Origin of the sequence: Streptococcus sp. ST14 (genome assembly GCF_046098195.1) — a bacterium.
Lineage (GTDB): Bacteria > Bacillota > Bacilli > Lactobacillales > Streptococcaceae > Streptococcus.
In genome coordinates this window covers 38,173-54,617 of sequence record NZ_JBJUSF010000003.1, presented here as the reverse complement: position 1 = coordinate 54,617, position 16,445 = coordinate 38,173, and the positions used below count along the sequence as shown (strand labels likewise).

The window sequence follows — 16,445 nt, the reverse complement described above, 5'->3', positions numbered from 1 at the left end:
CTTACTCCCTTATCTGTCCGTCACCAGTAACGACATACTTATAGCTGGTCAACTCTTTCAAGCCCATTGGACCACGCGCGTGCAGTTTCTGAGTCGAAATCCCCATTTCACATCCAAGACCAAATTGCCCACCATCAGTGAAACGCGTTGAGGCATTGACATACACCGCGGCAGAGTCTACTTGATTTGTAAAGTAAGCCGCAGCTTCAGCATTTTCCGTCACAATGGCATCCGAATGATGGGTACTGTGGGTTTCAATATGCGTAACCGCTTCTTCTAAACTACTCACAACCTTAACCGCTAGGACATAGTCTAAAAACTCAGTGTCAAAGTCTTGAACCTCAGCTGCTCGACCTGAAACAAACTGACTTGCTTTTTCATCCAAGCGGAATTGAATTGGTTCCAACCCAGCTTCTTTTCTATCTGCAACCAGAACCTGCTCCAAGCGAGGAAGGAAGCTTGCTGCCTTGTCTTCATGAATCAGCAAAACCTCCATAGCATTGCAGACAGAAGGACGACTGGTTTTAGCATTGTTGATGATGGCTAGTGCCTTGTCTTCATCAGCATCCTTATCCACATAGACATGGACAATCCCAGTTCCTGTCTCAATAACAGGGACAATAGCATTTTCAACCACGGCATTAATCAAGCCAGCTCCTCCACGAGGGATGAGAAGGTCTAGATAACCCTTGGCCTTCATCATGGCATAGCTACTTTCACGGCTGATATCTTCCACCAGTTGAATCACATCTGGGTGAATAGTAGTTGTCTCCAAGCCCTTCTTCAAAGCTGTGACAATGGCATGGGCAGATTGATAGGCATCCTTGCCACTACGAAGAACAACCGCATTTCCACTCTTGAGAGCAAGGGCAGCCGCGTCAGACGTCACATTTGGACGGCTTTCATAGATAATACCAATAACACCCATAGCTACACGTTTCTTTGTGATAACCAAGCCATTTTCAAGATAATTGGTTTCTAAAACTTCACCGATAGGATCTGGTAAAGCAACCACTTCACGAATCCCTCTTGCCATGGCTTGGATTCGACCTGCATCCAAATAAAGACGATCCAGCATGACATCTGAGATTTTCCCCTTGGCCGCTGCCATATCGAGGGCATTTGCCACTAAAATCTCCTCAGCAGCCGCCAATAAATGATCAGCCATAGCTAGCAAGGCTTGGTTTTTCACTGCTTCGCTGGCAGTATTGATTGACTTTTTAACAGCCTGTACCTGTTCAAATTGTTCTTGTGTTCTTACCATTTTTCACCTCTAAAATTCTGTAAAGAGCAGCTGGATTTCAGGAGTGATGGAAATCCAGTCATCACGGTGAATCAAGACTCCCTTAGCTTTTTGAGAACGGAGCATATCTTCTAGGGCTGAGACACCAAATTGGACACGTCCCTTTCCAAGAGATTGACCTGTTTCTTTATCTGCTACTGTGACAATATCATGGTAAGAGAAATTCCCTTCCACTTCTACCACACCTGATAAAAGGAGACTTTTTCCGTTTTTTGAAAGTGCTTCTGCAGCTCCACCATCTACCCAAATCGTTCCTTGACTTTGAGCATAGAAAGCCAGCCATTGCTTCTGAGTACGAAGGCCCTTCTCTTGCGCAACAAAGTAAGAACCATCCTTGGTCTCTTCCGCTGCCTCAATCAGGGCATCTGATTTCATGGACGAGCAAATATAGACTGGTACACCCGACTCCGTCGCGATCGTAGCCGCCTTGATCTTAGTCAACATCCCACCTGTACCATTAGACGAACCTGCTCCACCAGCCATATCAATAATCTCACGATTGATAGTCTCGATTTTCTCAAGACGTTTAGCTCTTGGATCTGAGTTGGGATTTCCAGTATAGAGACCGTCTACATCCGTCAAGAGAACCAATAGGTCTGCTTGAACCATAGCTGCTACCTGGGCACTTAGAGTGTCATTATCCCCAACCTTGAGCTCATCAATAACGACGCTATCATTCTCATTGATGATAGGAATGGCACCACGATGAAGCAATACGGACAAGGCCTGATGGGCGTTCTTATAGCGACGTTTATCTACAAAATCATCCTGTGTCAGCAAGATTTGTGCAGAAACGATTTGGCGCATGAGGAGGTTGGTTGTGTATTCCTCCAACAAAAGTCCCTGACCAACTGCAGCGGAAGCTTGTTTATCTGCAATCTTGGTCGGACGTTTTTTAAAACCCAAAGCTCCAAAGCCAGCGGCAACTGCCCCAGATGAAACTAAAATCAACTCATGTCCAGCTTCATGAAGCATAGCCAATTGCTGGGTAATTGCCTTTACTTTACTTCTTGATAAACTCCCGTCTTCATTTGTCAAGGAGGAGGTCCCTACCTTAAAGACGATTCGTTTGTACTTCATATTCTCACTCCGATTCTTCATATTTATCCATTATAACATGAATGCTTTAAAATAGAAAAGACTTGAAATAAAAAAGGTTGAGACAAGGCATCTCAACTCTTTTATCTATTCTCAGTTTTACGCAATCTTTCCAGCGTTTCTTTAAAAATCTCTGGAATATCTGCTGTGAACTCCAAGGTTTCACCTGTTCTCGGATGGGTAAAGCCTAGAGTCTTAGCATGGAGGAATTGTCCATGTCCTTTCAGGGTTTTACGAGGACCATAGACCTCATCCCCAGCGACTGGATGGCCAATATAAGCCATATGAACACGGATTTGGTGGGTACGCCCTGTTTCCAGTTGCAACTCCACTAAGCTATAATCTCCAAAGCGTTCCAAGACGTGAAAGCGTGTTACGGCAGGCTTTCCTTTAGCAGTCACAGCCTGTTTCTTACGGTCTTTTTCACTACGGCCAATTGGCGCTTCAATCACACCACGATCATTGGGAAGATTGCCATGAACAATCGCCCAGTATTTGCGGAGAGACTTCTTGTCCTTGAGTTCTTGGGCAAGTGCCAAGTGGGCCTCATCATTTTTAGCAATCATGAGCAGACCAGACGTGTCCTTGTCAATGCGGTGGACGATGCCTGGGCGAAGAATCCCATTGATACCTGACAAGTCCTTGATATGATACATGAGGGCATTGACCAAGGTTCCACTGGTATGGCCAGCGCTGGGATGAACTACCATGCCCTGAGGTTTGTTAACAACGGCGACGTCCTCATCTTGGTAGATAATATCCAGAGGAAGGTCCTCAGCTACATACTCCAAAACTTCTGGCTCTGGAACATGGTAGGTGACGACATCCCCCTCTTGGACAGTGTATTTTGCTTTCTTGACTTGGCCATTAACCAAAACTTGTCCCGCTTTGATTTGTTCATTAGCGAGACTGCGTGACAATTCTGTCAAGTCTGACAGAGCCTTGTCTAAGCGGAGTCCGCCTCTTTCAATTTTAATTTCCATTTACTTCCTCTTTAAGCATTGCAATCAATAAAATAATCACACCAACTGTCAAATAGCTATCAGCCACATTGAAAATTGCAAAGTTGATAAAGTCTAGGTGGAACATATCCACCACAAAACCTTGACTCATTCTGTCAATAAAGTTTCCTAGGCCTCCCGCGATTATCAGAGTCAGTCCAAAGACCATCCAAAGCGAGTCCTCCATGTGTTTATGTAGATACCAAATGGCACCTACCATAACGACCAGTGTAATGACAGCAAATAACCACTGCTGATCTTGCAGCATAGAGAAGGCTGCCCCTCTATTTTGCAGGTAGGTCAAGCTAACGAGATTGGGGATCCACGAACGCACTTCACCCAGTGGAATCTGCTGGACAACATAATTTTTGATCAACTGATCCAACCCAATCAAAAGCAGTATAATGACTGCTACTATTCCTCTTTTTTTCATGATTTCCTCTTTTGATCAAAATATTCTTGCATGACTTCTACGAAGAGAGTCCCAGCTTGGCTAAGCTCCACTTCCTCACGTTTGACGTAGACCATGCGGTTATCTAGATTATCCTTGAGACGAATGACTGTGATTCCATTGACACTGTCACTATCTAAAAATCCTGAACCTGTCGCATAGGCATCCGTTCGCTCCAAAATACCATTCAAAGTAGCACGGTCGGTCACATTGAACATCTGTGAGCTCGCGCTGGTGTCAACAAAGTTCTCTGAATAATAAAGGTACTCGTCCTTTTCCTGAGTGAAACGAACTGTTGGTAAATCCGCTAGGTCCTCCATGACCAATTCCTCTTTCTGTGCTAAAGGATGCCCTTCACGAAGATAAATGTGAGTCTGGAAAGGAATTAGTTCAATAACTTCTAAACCAAGCTTTTCAACCCGTTGCATAATTCCTTTTTGATTTTGATTGTTGAGATAGATAATCCCAATCTCACTGTGACCCTGAGCTACTTCATCTAGGATTTGAACTGTAGTAGACTCAAAAATACGGAAGTTCTTGTAGTCAGGATAGTGCTCTGAAAAAGCCGTAATGGTTGGTGGCAAGAAGTCATAGTGCTGACTAGCAATGGAAAATTCATCTTTTTCTTCCTCAGGATTGGCATACTGATTTTGAAAAATATCAAATCCTTTAACCAATTCTTGCGCTTTTTCATAGAATTCCATGCCACGACGAGTCAAGAAAGTCCCTGAGCTGGTTCGACGGAAAATCTTAAATCCCAACTCTTTTTCCAAATCGCGTACAGAAATAGACAGACTCGGCTGACTAACATACATCTTTTCAGCAGCTTCTCGGAAAGTACCACTATTGGCAATGGCCACAACATAGCGTAATTGTTGAATGTTCATCTTTTACCCCCAACTTCTCTATCTGTTCATTATACCATATTTTAGAAATTTTCCACTTAGGAAAAATAATGTCGCTCATAAAATTCATCTACACTAGTAACAAAGAATTATGGGTATCAAAACAAAAAAATAGGCTCTCCGAAAACTCGGAAAGCCTTATTTTATGCTACTTGTAGCTTCCTCGCCTTTTCATTTCAAGGCTCGGGATAAAAAGGTTCACTGGACCTTTTTATTTTGCGATTGGGTAAACAGAAACTTGTTTTTTATCGCGACCTTTACGTTCAAAGCGTACTACGCCTTCAACTTTAGCGAACAAAGTATCGTCTCCACCACGTCCAACGTTTACACCTGGATAGATGTGTGTACCACGTTGACGGTAAAGGATTGATCCACCTGTTACAGTTTGTCCGTCAGCTGCTTTAGCTCCAAGACGTTTCGCTTGTGAATCACGTCCGTTTGATGTAGAACCTCCACCTTTTTTGTGGGCGAAAAGTTGCAAGTTGTTAAGAGTCATTTTCAACATAATGTTTTCCTCCGTGTTAGTTTTCTGTGATAACTCTGGTTTGGACGAACTCAGATGAGTTCTCCGATAAGTTTGCCATACCTAAGAAAAATGATTCGAAGAATAACTGGGTCATTTCTCTCTGGTGTGAAGGAAGATCCGCTGGTATTTCAACCTTTAGATAACCACCTTCATCTTCGTTTAATTCTAAGATTGGTTCATAGCCTGCAAATTTCTCAATGGAATTGACAAAGTTAATGGCAAGCGTAGAAACCGATGCACACACGACATCTAAGCCGTATTCGCCACTTTCGGCGTGTCCAGTAATTTCCGCACTCCTCAGCTCGCCATCTTCGGCTCTCTCAAAGACTGCTTGTATCATGTGTTCTCCTTAAAATTAAGCGTTGATCGCGTTGATGACAACTTTTGTATATGGTTGACGGTGACCTTGTTTACGGTGGCTACCTTTTTTAGGTTTGTACTTGTAAGTAACAACTTTCTTTTGTTTTCCTTGTTTTTCAACAGTTCCAACTACAGTAGCTCCAGCAACAAGTGGAGTTCCGACAACAGTGTTTTCACCACCAACAAGAACAACTTCGTTAAAAGTAACTTCTTGACCAGCTTCAACGTTCAATTTTTCAACGTAAACTGCTTGACCAACTTCAACTTTAACTTGTTTTCCGCCAGTTTTGATAATTGCGTATGTGCTCATTATGCACCTCCTATGATTTTTAGGGTTTCCCCGTATTTTTGTGAAGACTCGCCTAGCATCGTGGGACGAACCACTTTATACTCACTATGTGAGCAACGATGTTCGTGCGGTTGCACAGGACTGTGCATAGTCAACTCTTCAAGTATAGCATATCTTCTTTTTTCTTACAAGCGAAATCAATCAAATTTAAGCTTTTTCTTTCCCTTTTTTCTCCAAGAAGCAAAAAGCATACTGAAGTAAAAGATACTCATCATAAGAGGAACACCTAGAATTGTCTTCTCCTGATAGTAAATCGTCAAATAAGCTGAAAAAACAACTCCGAAGACAAAACTGCTAAGCAAGCTAACAAAAATCAAGCCCTCTCGTAGAAAAGGCGTATGCTTGGTCCGAAAATAATCTCCAAAAGCCAACATGGTTCGTTTGATATTCCCGGTCATAAAAGCATTATTATAGGCAATCCCTGACACTTCTCCAAAAGCAGTTGTCACCAGTCCCATACAGAAGGCCAAGGGCGGTACGAGATAGATATTCTCTACAGTTTGCGGCACAAAGCCAATAATTAGGGACAGGACTGCAAGTGGAATTACGGACAAAATTGGCTTTTTAACAATTCTCAATTTTTCCTTATAAATAGTTAATAAAAGGACTCCCATCATAAAAGCTAGCAAGGTCATTACTTTGGCACTGGCATCTGACACATTGTGTTGAATGAGTCCTACTGATAGAAAAACCACATTCCCAGTCTGTCCTGCCACCAGGGTATTTCCTCGCACGATAAAGGTATAGGCATCTACATATCCTGCGCAAAAAGTCAAAAAAAGCGCTAGCCTCTTAGACTGACGTGATATTTTCCTTATTGGTAATAATCTCATTTTCTCCCCCTTTTCATTTTATCTACCTATCTAAATATTGTACCACTTTCTCCAAGAAATTCGTAGTCCATTTGAAAATTTTTACCATCGGTTGGATAGTCCTTCTTTTCTGTGTTATAATGAAGGAAGGATTTAAAATCGGAAAAGGAGTATCTATGCTTAAATTAGGTGTCATCGGAACAGGCGCTATCAGCCATCATTTCATAGAAGCAGCCCATGCTAGTGGAGAATACCAACTGGTCGCAGTCTATTCTAGAAAACTAGAAACTGCCGCAACCTTTGCTTCCCGCTATCAAAATGTCCAACTCTTTGATCAATTAGAAGACTTCTTTAAGTCTTCCTTTGATGTAGTCTATATTGCTAGTCCAAACTCCTTGCATTTTGTTCAAGCCAAGGCTGCCTTGTCTACTGGTAAGCACGTCATTCTTGAAAAGCCAGCTGTCACTCAGCCACAAGAATGGCTAGATTTGAGGCAAACAGCTGAGAAAAATCACTGTTTTATCTTTGAAGCTGCTCGTAATTACCACGAGGAAGCTTTTACTACTATCAAGATTTTTTTGGCAGACAAGCAAGTATTGGGAGCTGATTTCAACTATGCCAAGTATTCTTCCAAGATGCCGGACTTGTTGGCTGGGGAGATGCCAAATGTCTTTTCAGATCGTTTTGCTGGTGGAGCCCTTATGGACTTGGGGATTTATCCTCTCTATGCTGCCGTTCGCCTCTTTGGAAAGGCTCAGGTCGCGACTTATCAAGCTCAACAGCTTGACAATAGCATTGACCTGAATGGAGACGGTATCCTCTTCTACCCTGACTTTCAAGTTCATATCAAGGCTGGGAAAAACATCACTTCCAATCTTCCTTGTGAGATATACACAGCAGATGGAACCTTGACCCTCAACACGATTGAGCATGTCCGCTCAGCTATTTTTACCAACCACCAAGGAAATCAAGTTCAGCTCCCTATCCAACAGGCTCCTCATACGATGACTGAGGAAGTCGCTGCATTTGCACACATGATCCAGCAACCAGACCAGACGCTTTACCAGAACTGGCTGGATGATGCAGGCTCTGTTCATGATTTACTCTATACCATGCGCCAGACTGCTGGCATTAGATTTGAGGCAGAAAAATGAAAACCAAACTCCCCACTGAATGGCAAAAACTGAGCGACCAACTCGGTTTCCAAGAATTTACTCCCATTCAAACTCAACTATTTGAGCCCATTCTTGCTGGAGAAAACCTTCTGGGAGTGAGCCCAACAGGAACTGGTAAGACCCTCGCTTACCTCCTACCAAGTCTTCTCAGACTACAAAAGAAAAAAGCCCAACAACTCTTGATTCTAGCACCAAATACAGAACTGGCTGGACAGATTTTTGACGTGTGTAAAACCTGGGCAGAGGCTATCGGCTTGACTGCTCAGCTCTTCCTATCAGGTTCAAGTCAGAAACGTCAGATTGAACGCCTAAAAAAAGGACCAGAAATTCTAATCGGTACTCCTGGCCGTATCTTTGAGTTGATTAAATTGAAAAAAATCAAGATGATGAATGTGGAAACCATCATCCTGGATGAATTTGACCAATTGCTAGATGATTCTCAGATTCACTTTGTCGAGAAAATCACTCACTACGCACCTCGTGACCACCAACTCATCTACATGAGTGCGACGACCAAGTTTGACCAAGAAAAGATTGCACCAAACACGCGCACCATTGATCTCTCTGGTCAAAGACTGGACAACATCCAACACTTCTACATGCAGGTAGACCAACGTCACCGAGTGGACATGCTACGAAAACTAGCACATGTAGAGGATTTCCGTGGTCTGGTCTTCTTTAATAGTTTGTCAGACCTTGGAAGTGCAGAAGAAAAACTACAGTATCGCGATATCTTGGCTGTCTCCCTCGCTAGTGATGTCAATGTGAAATTTCGAAAAGTCATCTTAGAAAAGTTTAAAGATAAGCAACTAACCCTGCTCCTTGCAACTGACCTTTTGGCACGTGGAATTGATATCGATAGCCTAGAATGTGTCGTAAACTTTGATATTCCTAGAGACATGGAAACATACACTCACCGCGCTGGTCGTACAGGTCGCATGGGCAAAGAGGGCTATGTTATCACTCTCGTAACCCATCCAGAAGACCTTAAAAAACTCAAGAAATTCGCAAGTGTGCGTGAAATTGTCCTAAAAAATCAAGAACTCTATATCAAATAAGGTTGGCATTCACCAACCTTTTTCTTATCCCCAAGTAATTTCTAATTGATAGCTGGCAAAAGGATGTCCCTCTTGGTTTTGCAGTTGATAGGCTAATTCAATCTTTTGCCCATCCAGTTTGTAGTGATTCGTTTGTATGATAAACTCCTGCATCCCCATAGGTGTAGGAATATAGGCTAAACTATCGCTATCCTTTAGAAAACGCATGATGGTTTTGGGACTCGAGAAACGGGTCATCACCAGTTCTTCTTCATGAAACTTGAGAACCACTTTCTCTTTTTCCTCATTATAAAAGAGTAAATAGCTAAAATCCCCTTTTTCATGCACTTCAACGTCATAAAGCTGGTCAATCACTTCCAACTGCTCATCAAACTGAATCCTATTTCGCATCCGAATCTTCACATCAGGTCCTCTTTCTTGTCTCTTGTCCTACTATTTTACCAAAAAGAGCAGGATTTTGCTATAATGGTCATATGAACGAAAAAGTATTCCGTGACCCAGTTCACAACTATATCCATGTAAATAATCAGGTCATCTACGACTTGATCAATACAAAAGAATTTCAACGTCTTCGCCGTATCAAGCAACTGGGGACTTCCAGCTATACCTTCCATGGTGGGGAGCACAGTCGCTTTTCCCACTGTTTGGGAGTCTATGAGATTGCTCGTCGTATCACGGAGATTTTTGAAGAAAAATATCCTGAAGAATGGGATCCTGCTGAATCTCTCTTGACCATGACCGCTGCGCTCCTTCATGACCTTGGACATGGTGCCTACTCCCATACTTTTGAAAATCTCTTCGATACAGATCATGAAGCCATTACTCAGGAAATCATCCAAAGTCCTGAGACAGAGATTCACCAAGTCCTGCTACAAGTAGCGCCAGATTTCCCCAAAAAGGTGGCTAGTGTCATCGATCATACCTATCCTAACAAGCAGGTCGTGCAGCTCATTTCTAGCCAAATTGATGCGGATCGTATGGACTATCTCTTGCGCGACTCCTATTTTACAGGAGCATCTTATGGGGAATTTGACCTGACTCGCATCCTCCGAGTCATTCGTCCTGTCGAAAATGGCATCGCCTTTCAGCGCAACGGCATGCATGCCATCGAAGACTATGTTCTCAGTCGCTACCAGATGTATATGCAGGTTTATTTCCACCCAGCAACACGGGCCATGGAAGTTCTCCTACAAAATCTCCTCAAACGCGCCAAGGAACTCTATCCTGAAGACAAGGACTTCTTTGCACGCACTTCTCCTCATTTGCTACCTTTTTTTGAAAAGAAAGTTACTCTATCTGACTATCTGGCACTTGATGACGGCGTGATGAATACCTACTTCCAACTCTGGATGACCAGTCCTGACAAGATACTAGCCGACTTGTCGCAACGTTTTGTCAACCGCAAGGTCTTTAAATCCCTTACTTTTTCAGAAAAAGACCAAGATCAACTCGCAACCATGAGACAACTGGTTGAAGAAATCGGTTTTGATCCAGACTACTATACAGCCATTCATAAGAACTTTGACCTCCCTTATGATATCTATCGTCCCGAATCTGAAAATCCACGGACACAGATTGAGATTCTACAAAAAAATGGAGAACTGGCTGAACTCTCTAGCCTGTCTCCTATCGTCCAATCCCTTGCTGGCAGCCGCCATGGGGACAATCGTTTCTATTTTCCTAAAGAAATGTTGGACCAAAACAGTATCTTCGCAAGCATTACCCAGCAATTTTTACACTTGATTGAGAACGATCATTTTACCCCAAATAAGAACGAATAGAGGAAATTTATGAGTATTAAACTAATCGCCGTCGATATCGATGGTACCCTGGTTAACAGTAAAAGGGAAATCACTCCTGAAGTCTTTTCTGCCATCCAAGATGCCAAACAAGCTGGTGTCAAAGTCGTGATTGCAACGGGTCGTCCTATCGCAGGCGTTGCCAAACTTCTGGACGACTTGCAGTTGAGAGACGAGGGTGACTATGTTGTAACCTTCAACGGTGCCCTTGTTCAAGAAACTGCTACTGGCCATGAGATTATCAGCGAATCCTTGACCTATGAGGATTATCTGGATATGGAATTTCTCAGTCGCAAGCTCGGTGTCCACATGCACGCTATTACCAAGGACGGTATCTATACTGCCAATCGCAATATCGGAAAGTACACGGTGCACGAATCAACCCTCGTCAGCATGCCTATTTTCTACCGCACTCCAGAAGAAATGGCTGACAAAGAAATCGTCAAATGTATGTTCATCGATGAACCAGAAATCCTCGATGCTGCGATTGAAAAGATACCAGTAGAATTTTACGAACGCTACTCTATTAACAAATCTGCTCCTTTCTACCTCGAACTCCTTAAAAAGAATGTAGACAAGGGTTCAGCCATCACTCACTTAGCTGAAAAACTCGGATTAACCAAAGATGAAACCATGGCGATCGGGGACGAAGAGAATGACCGTGCCATGCTCGAAGTCGTTGGCAACCCCGTTGTTATGGAAAATGGAAATCCAGAACTCAAAAAAATCGCCAAATACATCACCAAAACAAACGACGAATCCGGCGTCGCCCATGCTATCCGTACGTGGGTACTGTAAAATGCTTAAGGATAGAAAATAAACGACACCCCAAAAGTAGAGATGAGACTCTAACTTCTGGGGTGTTCTTTTTGATTTTTCGCCAAACCTTCTAATCAAATCATCTAAATAATCCCAGTCTATCTAGTTCTTTTAGGGCGGATTCTCTTGATGGGTATGGATTTCTATTGATGAAACGTTTTACAGCTTCGACGTGATGATAAAGATCCATGCTGATTTCTTTTAAATTATCAATAAATACATCAAGTAGTTCTGGTTCAATGTTCTCTAAGGGAGAAGGAAGCTCTTTCTTATTTCCAAACTCAAAAGCTTCTTTAGCAGTCTCACCTATTGCATAACTAATGTTGTCCCACAAGAGACCATTCGCTTCATTTTCATCTAATTGCATGTAGATAAATATTCCACTGAAGTCTGTCCCATCATCTAATAAACAATAAAGTTCCTCTCCCCTTTTATCTCTATTCTCCAAAAAACTCCAACATGCATCCAAGTCGCTTCGAATGTGTGAAATATATTGCGTTTCCATATGATTCGCAATTGCCTCAGCAAAAATCAACATAAAATAACTAGTCAGCATATCCTCTCCTAGTCTATACTTGAACGAAATAGCCTATCTATTCTCATCTGATAAAAATAGCGGACCAAAGTAGTTTTTAACGAGTTCGTCCTTTAAATATCCTTTTATTTCTGTTTCAGATATTTGTGAAATGAGTTCACTGTTTTCAGATAGGATTTGTTTGTAACTTAAGACAAGAGCAGCAAGTGTGTCCTCGTCGACACTTTCAATCGTTTGTGGTAGGTAGATTTCTTCCGAAGCAATATATGAATAGTGACAAACTAGGACAAAGAAATTAGCGATACAGTTCCATACTAGTGGATTGGTTTTCTTATCCAACACCTGAAATGTCAAGATATCTAGCTCGTCCATATTTTCCAGTCGAGAATATAAAAGATCTGGGCAAAAACCACTCTCTTTATCAAGTTTCTGTTTGGAAAGTTCTAAGGAATCAAGGACAAACTCCTGATATTCTTTCTCACTGATAAGATCTACAAGACCGTATATCAATTCCTGTAGGAAGCGTAATAAATTTCTATTATCATTCATCAGTTTTCCTTCTATTACTAAAAACTAACTTGGTGATCCACTGAAAAACGTGGCACTCACTCTTCCTCTTCAAACATCAGAGCATCCAGTTCTTCTCTCTCTGCCGCAATCTCTTCAAAAGTAGAAATAAGATTATTTACTATTTCTAAGGTGATAATACCAGTCGAATCCCTCATCGTAACCTTGGTCCCAATAGCACTCAACTCACGGATGAGTTCTCTAACCTTTTTCAATTCATCCAAATCTAACATGTCTACTTCTATCACCGTGTCATGATCTTTGATTCTGGATTGGATTAAAGAAAAAGGCAAGGATGAATGGTTTCTTAACAACTTATAGGTCCCTGACTTGTCACCTATAGAATCTATACAAATAGCTAGCATCGTTTCCGCTCCTTTCCTCTCTGATCGCTACTATATGACATTATACCATACTGGTGAGCTTATTCTTAAGAAGCTAAAGAGGGCGTTTCCGTTCCGATTGCTGAGTTAGATCTAATTCAGACCGTTGTACAGTTACTTAAATCTTGAGAGTACAAAAACTAATGATGCGTTGAGCAGCAGATTCGATTGGTTGTACAGTTACTTAAATCTTGAGAGTACAAAAACCAATCCAAACTCCTGCCCAGAATACCAAACGTTGTACAGTTACTTAAATCTTGAGAGTACAAAAACTACCAAGATCAACTTCCCAACGTTTGAGTGGTTGTACAGTTACTTAAATCTTGAGAGTACAAAAACCGGTTCCTGTGTCGGATTGCTAGCTTGTCCGTTGTACAGTTACTTAAATCTTGAGAGTACAAAAACTTGTGACTACACTGAAGAGCAATATAGAGCGTTGTACAGTTACTTAAATCTTGAGAGTACAAAAACCTCGTATGTATCATCATAGATAACAAAAGTGTTGTACAGTTACTTAAATCTTGAGAGTACAAAAACTCTGCTTCTGTTCTTCTTGCTCCTTTTTTTGTTGTACAGTTACTTAAATCTTGAGAGTACAAAAACTAATCAAAGAAGCTAATAAATTGATGAAAGGTTGTACAGTTACTTAAATCTTGAGAGTACAAAAACAAAACAGGCAAGGATAGGAAATGGCGAGAAGTTGTACAGTTACTTAAATCTTGAGAGTACAAAAACCGATTGATAAGTCAGCTGAGTTCATCGCTCGTTGTACAGTTACTTAAATCTTGAGAGTACAAAAACGTAGTCTTCAAATTCGCTTTCAAGTGCTACGTTGTACAGTTACTTAAATCTTGAGAGTACAAAAACCTCAAATTCGTCAATTTTGATTTTTGTTCCCTCAAAAACATTATAAAGCCTTAAATCTCACTCGTCAATACTATTCTTCCAAATATTTCAATAACATTGGATTGGCTGATTCAATACGGAATTTTGTTTTCATTTTGTACTGATACAAATTATTCAAAATTTTTAATGCTACTTGATCTTCTACAGATAAACTCATGTGGAGAATGTCCGAGCTAAATAAATAGGATCCAATTTTTCTTAAAGAGGTTAAAAATTCTTGTTCATCAGGTATTTGATTTATTGGATACTGATTGGTAAAGCGATTATACATAAATTCTAGCGAATAAAAATGATCAACATAATCGGAAACAATATTGATTTCCTCTAAAACTTCTTTCGTGACATGAAGATAACCTTCATTGGAAGGAAATAAAACAATATATAATGAATCGCTATGATTAGTCAGAAACTCCATTTTCTCACAACATTCAACAAAATCATTATAGGATAGAAAATCGTCCAAATTTCGTAAGACAAGCAAAAACTTTTCAGAACTGTTTGTCGCCATAACTTCTAACATAGAAAGAAATAATAAAAACTTTATCTTATTATCTACAAACTCAAAGGATATATTTTTATCATTTGTTCCAAAATATGGTAAAAAATTCTTTTGAATCAATTGATCCGTATTAAAATATTTTGCTTCGGTATGATAGATAATATCACCTAATTGAAGATTCAACTTCTGATTCAATAGAAGTGAAATCCTATCTAGATTGTCATTGATATTTTCAATTTGCTCCATTATCTCTATAGAATTAATCTTTTTCTTTATATAATCATAGGCTACTGTTCCTTTTTTATATTCCATTTGTTCAATTAAATCATTGATATTGGACACTTGAACAACACTGAATTCTGATCGGGAAACCATTGTATCGTCTATTAGTATTTTAGGCTCATTTTGTTCAAATAGAACTAAATCTTCCTCACTATATTTTTTTCCTCCAAAATACCATAATAGTATCTGCCAAATATAGTATTTTAATTGCTGATCTTGACCTACAATTTGAGTAAATTGACCAAAACTTAATGAAATTTTATCCTTGTATGGATGACTAATGTTCATTTTCATATAACTACCAACTTATTATCACTGACTACTTCTTCTTGCTTTGTTTTTCCACCAATGATTAAAACCATTTCAGAAAATTGTTTCTCAGTCACTGCTAGCAAACGGACATTCCCACTTGGCAGATTACTCTGACTTAATTTTTTATAGAATTTACTAGCAAAACTTCGGTTCGGACAGGTTCTATAATAAACAGAAAACTGTAACATTTCAAAACCATTTGCAATTAAATCTTTCCGAAAATTACGATAGACTCTTTTTTCTTGATTTGTTTCCATTGGTAGATCAAAAAAACACAATAATCTCAATGCTTCATACCTCATTTCTTTAGCTCCATTCTACACTCGACACCATTGGACAGTAAAATTTACTAGTATCCTTATCAGAGATACATTTTAGAAAACCCTTGACATATTTATCCATTGCTACCGTTACAGAACACGTTTCTTTCCCATAACGAATCTTCGCATTTAGTGTATCCGTCAACGCAAGACGAAATTCATATTTCAAATACTCTTCATCTCGTAAATTTTGATAGACCCAGACATCGATAATCTGCCGAAAAGGTTCCATTAGATCATCAACCAAGTTAAATTGGTTATATTCATTCTTATGAAAAATTCCTATTAAGGGATTTAACCCATACCCAGAAATAATACGTGCCATCTGTGCTCTCATGATTGCATAACCATAATTTAGGCCAGCATTGATGACATCCGTTTCCTGTTGTGTAAGACGTACGAATTTTTTTCCAAAGAGTTCGTTAAAATAGACTTTTGCAGCATGGCCTTCACGATTGGTTTTATCTCCATATTCAATATGATCTTTATAGTCTGCTAATAATTGAATGCAATCAATATTTTTCTCAAACATTGCAAGAACATCTTGCTGATTGTTTATTTTAAAATAGGTTACTATTTGCCATAATTTATCTTTTTGCTCCTGCGTCCACAATAATTGCTCCTGTAATTTTTTATAGGCTCTAAAATGGCCATTTTGAGAATGATAAATTCCAGTAGGCAAGTGCTCATTATCACAGACAATCAAGGCAATATTATACTTACTTAAAGCACTTAATAACCTTAAAGTTACAACAGTCTCCCCTCCTTCTGCTACAATTATCGAAATATCACTCAGTGGGACGACATAGTCTTGACCCATTTTCTTAATTAAAAGGTTATCCAACTTCAATTGCATTTTTTCACTCTGACAGACATGCACAATTCTCCAAGTCATCGTATTTTCCTCTTTCACAAAACGAAAACACCCCGCCATAAATGACAGGGTGTTGAATTCGGCATGAAGCCTTATCTTTGTAGCTTCTGC

The 16,445-nt window shown here is 40.3% G+C and carries 20 protein-coding genes, 1 pseudogene, 1 CRISPR repeat array and 1 other annotated feature; of the genes and pseudogenes, 5 read left to right on the top strand and 16 right to left on the bottom strand.

Annotated elements, in window-relative coordinates; all coding sequences use genetic code 11:
* Nucleotide 1 precedes the first annotated feature (1 nt).
* From ACIY19_RS01635 to ACIY19_RS01615, 5 genes are all read right to left on the bottom strand, one after another.
* On the bottom strand, nucleotides 2-1,264 hold the full coding sequence (locus tag ACIY19_RS01635) for a glutamate-5-semialdehyde dehydrogenase (RefSeq protein WP_409002526.1): 1,263 nt from the start codon (nucleotides 1,262-1,264) through the stop codon (nucleotides 2-4).
* A 9-nt stretch (nucleotides 1,265-1,273) separates the two neighbouring features.
* Nucleotides 1,274-2,383: a glutamate 5-kinase gene (gene proB, locus ACIY19_RS01630; protein ID WP_409002525.1), complete on the bottom strand. Its 1,110-nt coding sequence runs from the start codon at nucleotides 2,381-2,383 to the stop codon at nucleotides 1,274-1,276.
* Between the two features lie 101 nt (nucleotides 2,384-2,484).
* Nucleotides 2,485-3,384, bottom strand: coding sequence for an RluA family pseudouridine synthase (locus ACIY19_RS01625; RefSeq protein ID WP_409002524.1), 900 nt, complete (start codon nucleotides 3,382-3,384; stop codon nucleotides 2,485-2,487).
* Complete coding sequence (lspA, locus tag ACIY19_RS01620) at nucleotides 3,374-3,835, bottom strand: signal peptidase II (RefSeq protein ID WP_409002523.1); 462 nt, start codon at nucleotides 3,833-3,835, stop codon at nucleotides 3,374-3,376. Before lspA ends, ACIY19_RS01625 begins: the two co-directional genes overlap by 11 nt.
* Nucleotides 3,832-4,740, bottom strand: coding sequence for a LysR family transcriptional regulator (locus tag ACIY19_RS01615; protein WP_295588923.1), 909 nt, complete (start codon nucleotides 4,738-4,740; stop codon nucleotides 3,832-3,834). The genes lspA and ACIY19_RS01615 overlap by 4 nt, the downstream gene beginning before the upstream one ends.
* Between ACIY19_RS01615 and ACIY19_RS01610 the strand changes: the two are divergent.
* Nucleotides 4,733-4,804, top strand: a pseudogene (locus ACIY19_RS01610) (AraC family transcriptional regulator); the annotation flags it as partial. The gene ACIY19_RS01615 and the pseudogene ACIY19_RS01610 sit on opposite strands and share 8 nt — an antisense overlap.
* 165 nt (nucleotides 4,805-4,969) lie before the next feature.
* Here the strand turns inward: ACIY19_RS01610 and rpmA are convergent.
* The 4 genes from rpmA to ACIY19_RS01590 all read right to left on the bottom strand — a co-directional run bounded on the left by rpmA (nucleotide 4,970) and on the right by ACIY19_RS01590 (nucleotide 6,826).
* A complete protein-coding gene (gene rpmA, locus ACIY19_RS01605; protein ID WP_000916509.1) occupies nucleotides 4,970-5,263 on the bottom strand; it encodes a 50S ribosomal protein L27 in 294 nt (97 codons plus the stop codon).
* A 16-nt stretch (nucleotides 5,264-5,279) separates the two neighbouring features.
* The gene (locus tag ACIY19_RS01600; RefSeq protein WP_000613705.1) at nucleotides 5,280-5,624 is read right to left on the bottom strand and encodes a ribosomal-processing cysteine protease Prp; all 345 of its coding nucleotides are present in this window, start codon (nucleotides 5,622-5,624) and stop codon (nucleotides 5,280-5,282) included.
* A 15-nt stretch (nucleotides 5,625-5,639) separates the two neighbouring features.
* Entirely contained in the window at nucleotides 5,640-5,954 is a 315-nt protein-coding gene (gene rplU / locus ACIY19_RS01595) for a 50S ribosomal protein L21 (protein ID WP_000109141.1), read from the bottom strand.
* Between the two features lie 34 nt (nucleotides 5,955-5,988).
* Nucleotides 5,989-6,076, bottom strand: a sequence feature (ribosomal protein L21 leader region).
* 54 nt (nucleotides 6,077-6,130) lie between these two features.
* The gene (locus ACIY19_RS01590; protein WP_409002522.1) at nucleotides 6,131-6,826 is read right to left on the bottom strand and encodes a YoaK family protein; all 696 of its coding nucleotides are present in this window, start codon (nucleotides 6,824-6,826) and stop codon (nucleotides 6,131-6,133) included.
* A 155-nt stretch (nucleotides 6,827-6,981) separates the two neighbouring features.
* Here ACIY19_RS01590 and ACIY19_RS01585 point away from each other — a divergent pair, with 155 nt between their 5' ends.
* Both ACIY19_RS01585 and ACIY19_RS01580 read left to right on the top strand, forming a co-directional pair.
* Nucleotides 6,982-7,959, top strand: coding sequence for a Gfo/Idh/MocA family protein (locus ACIY19_RS01585; RefSeq protein WP_409002521.1), 978 nt, complete (start codon nucleotides 6,982-6,984; stop codon nucleotides 7,957-7,959).
* Entirely contained in the window at nucleotides 7,956-9,038 is a 1,083-nt protein-coding gene (locus ACIY19_RS01580; protein ID WP_409002520.1) for a DEAD/DEAH box helicase, read from the top strand. Before ACIY19_RS01585 ends, ACIY19_RS01580 begins: the two co-directional genes overlap by 4 nt.
* Before the next feature lie 24 nt (nucleotides 9,039-9,062).
* Here the strand turns inward: ACIY19_RS01580 and ACIY19_RS01575 are convergent, their stop codons facing one another.
* A complete protein-coding gene (locus ACIY19_RS01575; protein WP_247931206.1) occupies nucleotides 9,063-9,440 on the bottom strand; it encodes a DUF1934 domain-containing protein in 378 nt (125 codons plus the stop codon).
* A gap of 71 nt (nucleotides 9,441-9,511) precedes the next feature.
* On the opposite strand from ACIY19_RS01575, the gene ACIY19_RS01570 reads away from it, so the two are divergent.
* Both ACIY19_RS01570 and yidA read left to right on the top strand, forming a co-directional pair.
* Entirely contained in the window at nucleotides 9,512-10,819 is a 1,308-nt protein-coding gene (locus tag ACIY19_RS01570) for an HD domain-containing protein (RefSeq protein WP_409002519.1), read from the top strand.
* Between the two features lie 9 nt (nucleotides 10,820-10,828).
* The gene (gene yidA, locus ACIY19_RS01565; RefSeq protein ID WP_049478041.1) at nucleotides 10,829-11,635 is read left to right on the top strand and encodes a sugar-phosphatase; all 807 of its coding nucleotides are present in this window, start codon (nucleotides 10,829-10,831) and stop codon (nucleotides 11,633-11,635) included.
* A gap of 100 nt (nucleotides 11,636-11,735) precedes the next feature.
* On the opposite strand, the gene ACIY19_RS01560 is transcribed toward yidA, so the two are convergent.
* The 6 genes from ACIY19_RS01560 to cas1 all read right to left on the bottom strand — a co-directional run bounded on the left by ACIY19_RS01560 (nucleotide 11,736) and on the right by cas1 (nucleotide 16,355).
* Nucleotides 11,736-12,212, bottom strand: a complete 477-nt coding sequence (locus ACIY19_RS01560) for an Imm6 family immunity protein (RefSeq protein ID WP_409002518.1) — start codon at nucleotides 12,210-12,212, stop codon at nucleotides 11,736-11,738.
* A 33-nt stretch (nucleotides 12,213-12,245) separates the two neighbouring features.
* The gene (locus tag ACIY19_RS01555; protein WP_409002517.1) at nucleotides 12,246-12,740 is read right to left on the bottom strand and encodes an Imm6 family immunity protein; all 495 of its coding nucleotides are present in this window, start codon (nucleotides 12,738-12,740) and stop codon (nucleotides 12,246-12,248) included.
* Nucleotides 12,741-12,796: 56 nt separating this feature from the next.
* A complete protein-coding gene (locus tag ACIY19_RS01550) occupies nucleotides 12,797-12,991 on the bottom strand; it encodes a hypothetical protein (RefSeq protein ID WP_002879942.1) in 195 nt (64 codons plus the stop codon).
* Nucleotides 12,992-13,246: 255 nt separating this feature from the next.
* A CRISPR array of direct repeats spans nucleotides 13,247-14,008; the repeat unit is 36 nt; unit sequence GTTGTACAGTTACTTAAATCTTGAGAGTACAAAAAC.
* A gap of 70 nt (nucleotides 14,009-14,078) precedes the next feature.
* The gene (gene csn2-St, locus ACIY19_RS01545) at nucleotides 14,079-15,122 is read right to left on the bottom strand and encodes a CRISPR-associated protein Csn2-St (RefSeq protein WP_049478038.1); all 1,044 of its coding nucleotides are present in this window, start codon (nucleotides 15,120-15,122) and stop codon (nucleotides 14,079-14,081) included.
* Nucleotides 15,119-15,442 (bottom strand): CRISPR-associated endonuclease Cas2, encoded by a 324-nt coding sequence (cas2, locus tag ACIY19_RS01540; RefSeq protein WP_001268300.1) that lies wholly within the window; start codon nucleotides 15,440-15,442, stop codon nucleotides 15,119-15,121. Before cas2 ends, csn2-St begins: the two co-directional genes overlap by 4 nt.
* Before the next feature lie 4 nt (nucleotides 15,443-15,446).
* Nucleotides 15,447-16,355 (bottom strand): type II CRISPR-associated endonuclease Cas1, encoded by a 909-nt coding sequence (gene cas1 / locus ACIY19_RS01535; protein WP_049478050.1) that lies wholly within the window; start codon nucleotides 16,353-16,355, stop codon nucleotides 15,447-15,449.
* Between the last annotated feature and the right edge of the window lie 90 nt (nucleotides 16,356-16,445).

Coding starts and splice junctions, on each gene's coding strand:
- ACIY19_RS01625 (WP_409002524.1), bottom strand. CDS start 3,384: ATGGAAATTAAAATTGAAAGAGGCGGACTCCGCTTAGACAAGGCTCTG.
- ACIY19_RS01580 (WP_409002520.1), top strand. CDS start 7,956: ATGAAAACCAAACTCCCCACTGAATGGCAAAAACTGAGCGACCAACTC.
- cas1 (WP_049478050.1), bottom strand. CDS start 16,355: ATGACTTGGAGAATTGTGCATGTCTGTCAGAGTGAAAAAATGCAATTG.
- proB (WP_409002525.1), bottom strand. CDS start 2,383: ATGAAGTACAAACGAATCGTCTTTAAGGTAGGGACCTCCTCCTTGACA.
- ACIY19_RS01570 (WP_409002519.1), top strand. CDS start 9,512: ATGAACGAAAAAGTATTCCGTGACCCAGTTCACAACTATATCCATGTA.
- ACIY19_RS01550 (WP_002879942.1), bottom strand. CDS start 12,991: ATGTTAGATTTGGATGAATTGAAAAAGGTTAGAGAACTCATCCGTGAG.
- cas2 (WP_001268300.1), bottom strand. CDS start 15,442: ATGAGGTATGAAGCATTGAGATTATTGTGTTTTTTTGATCTACCAATG.
- rplU (WP_000109141.1), bottom strand. CDS start 5,954: ATGAGCACATACGCAATTATCAAAACTGGCGGAAAACAAGTTAAAGTT.
- ACIY19_RS01600 (WP_000613705.1), bottom strand. CDS start 5,624: ATGATACAAGCAGTCTTTGAGAGAGCCGAAGATGGCGAGCTGAGGAGT.
- lspA (WP_409002523.1), bottom strand. CDS start 3,835: ATGAAAAAAAGAGGAATAGTAGCAGTCATTATACTGCTTTTGATTGGG.
- ACIY19_RS01560 (WP_409002518.1), bottom strand. CDS start 12,212: ATGCTGACTAGTTATTTTATGTTGATTTTTGCTGAGGCAATTGCGAAT.
- ACIY19_RS01590 (WP_409002522.1), bottom strand. CDS start 6,826: ATGAGATTATTACCAATAAGGAAAATATCACGTCAGTCTAAGAGGCTA.
- rpmA (WP_000916509.1), bottom strand. CDS start 5,263: ATGTTGAAAATGACTCTTAACAACTTGCAACTTTTCGCCCACAAAAAA.
- csn2-St (WP_049478038.1), bottom strand. CDS start 15,122: ATGAAAATGAACATTAGTCATCCATACAAGGATAAAATTTCATTAAGT.
- yidA (WP_049478041.1), top strand. CDS start 10,829: ATGAGTATTAAACTAATCGCCGTCGATATCGATGGTACCCTGGTTAAC.
- ACIY19_RS01635 (WP_409002526.1), bottom strand. CDS start 1,264: ATGGTAAGAACACAAGAACAATTTGAACAGGTACAGGCTGTTAAAAAG.
- ACIY19_RS01615 (WP_295588923.1), bottom strand. CDS start 4,740: ATGAACATTCAACAATTACGCTATGTTGTGGCCATTGCCAATAGTGGT.
- ACIY19_RS01585 (WP_409002521.1), top strand. CDS start 6,982: ATGCTTAAATTAGGTGTCATCGGAACAGGCGCTATCAGCCATCATTTC.
- ACIY19_RS01555 (WP_409002517.1), bottom strand. CDS start 12,740: ATGAATGATAATAGAAATTTATTACGCTTCCTACAGGAATTGATATAC.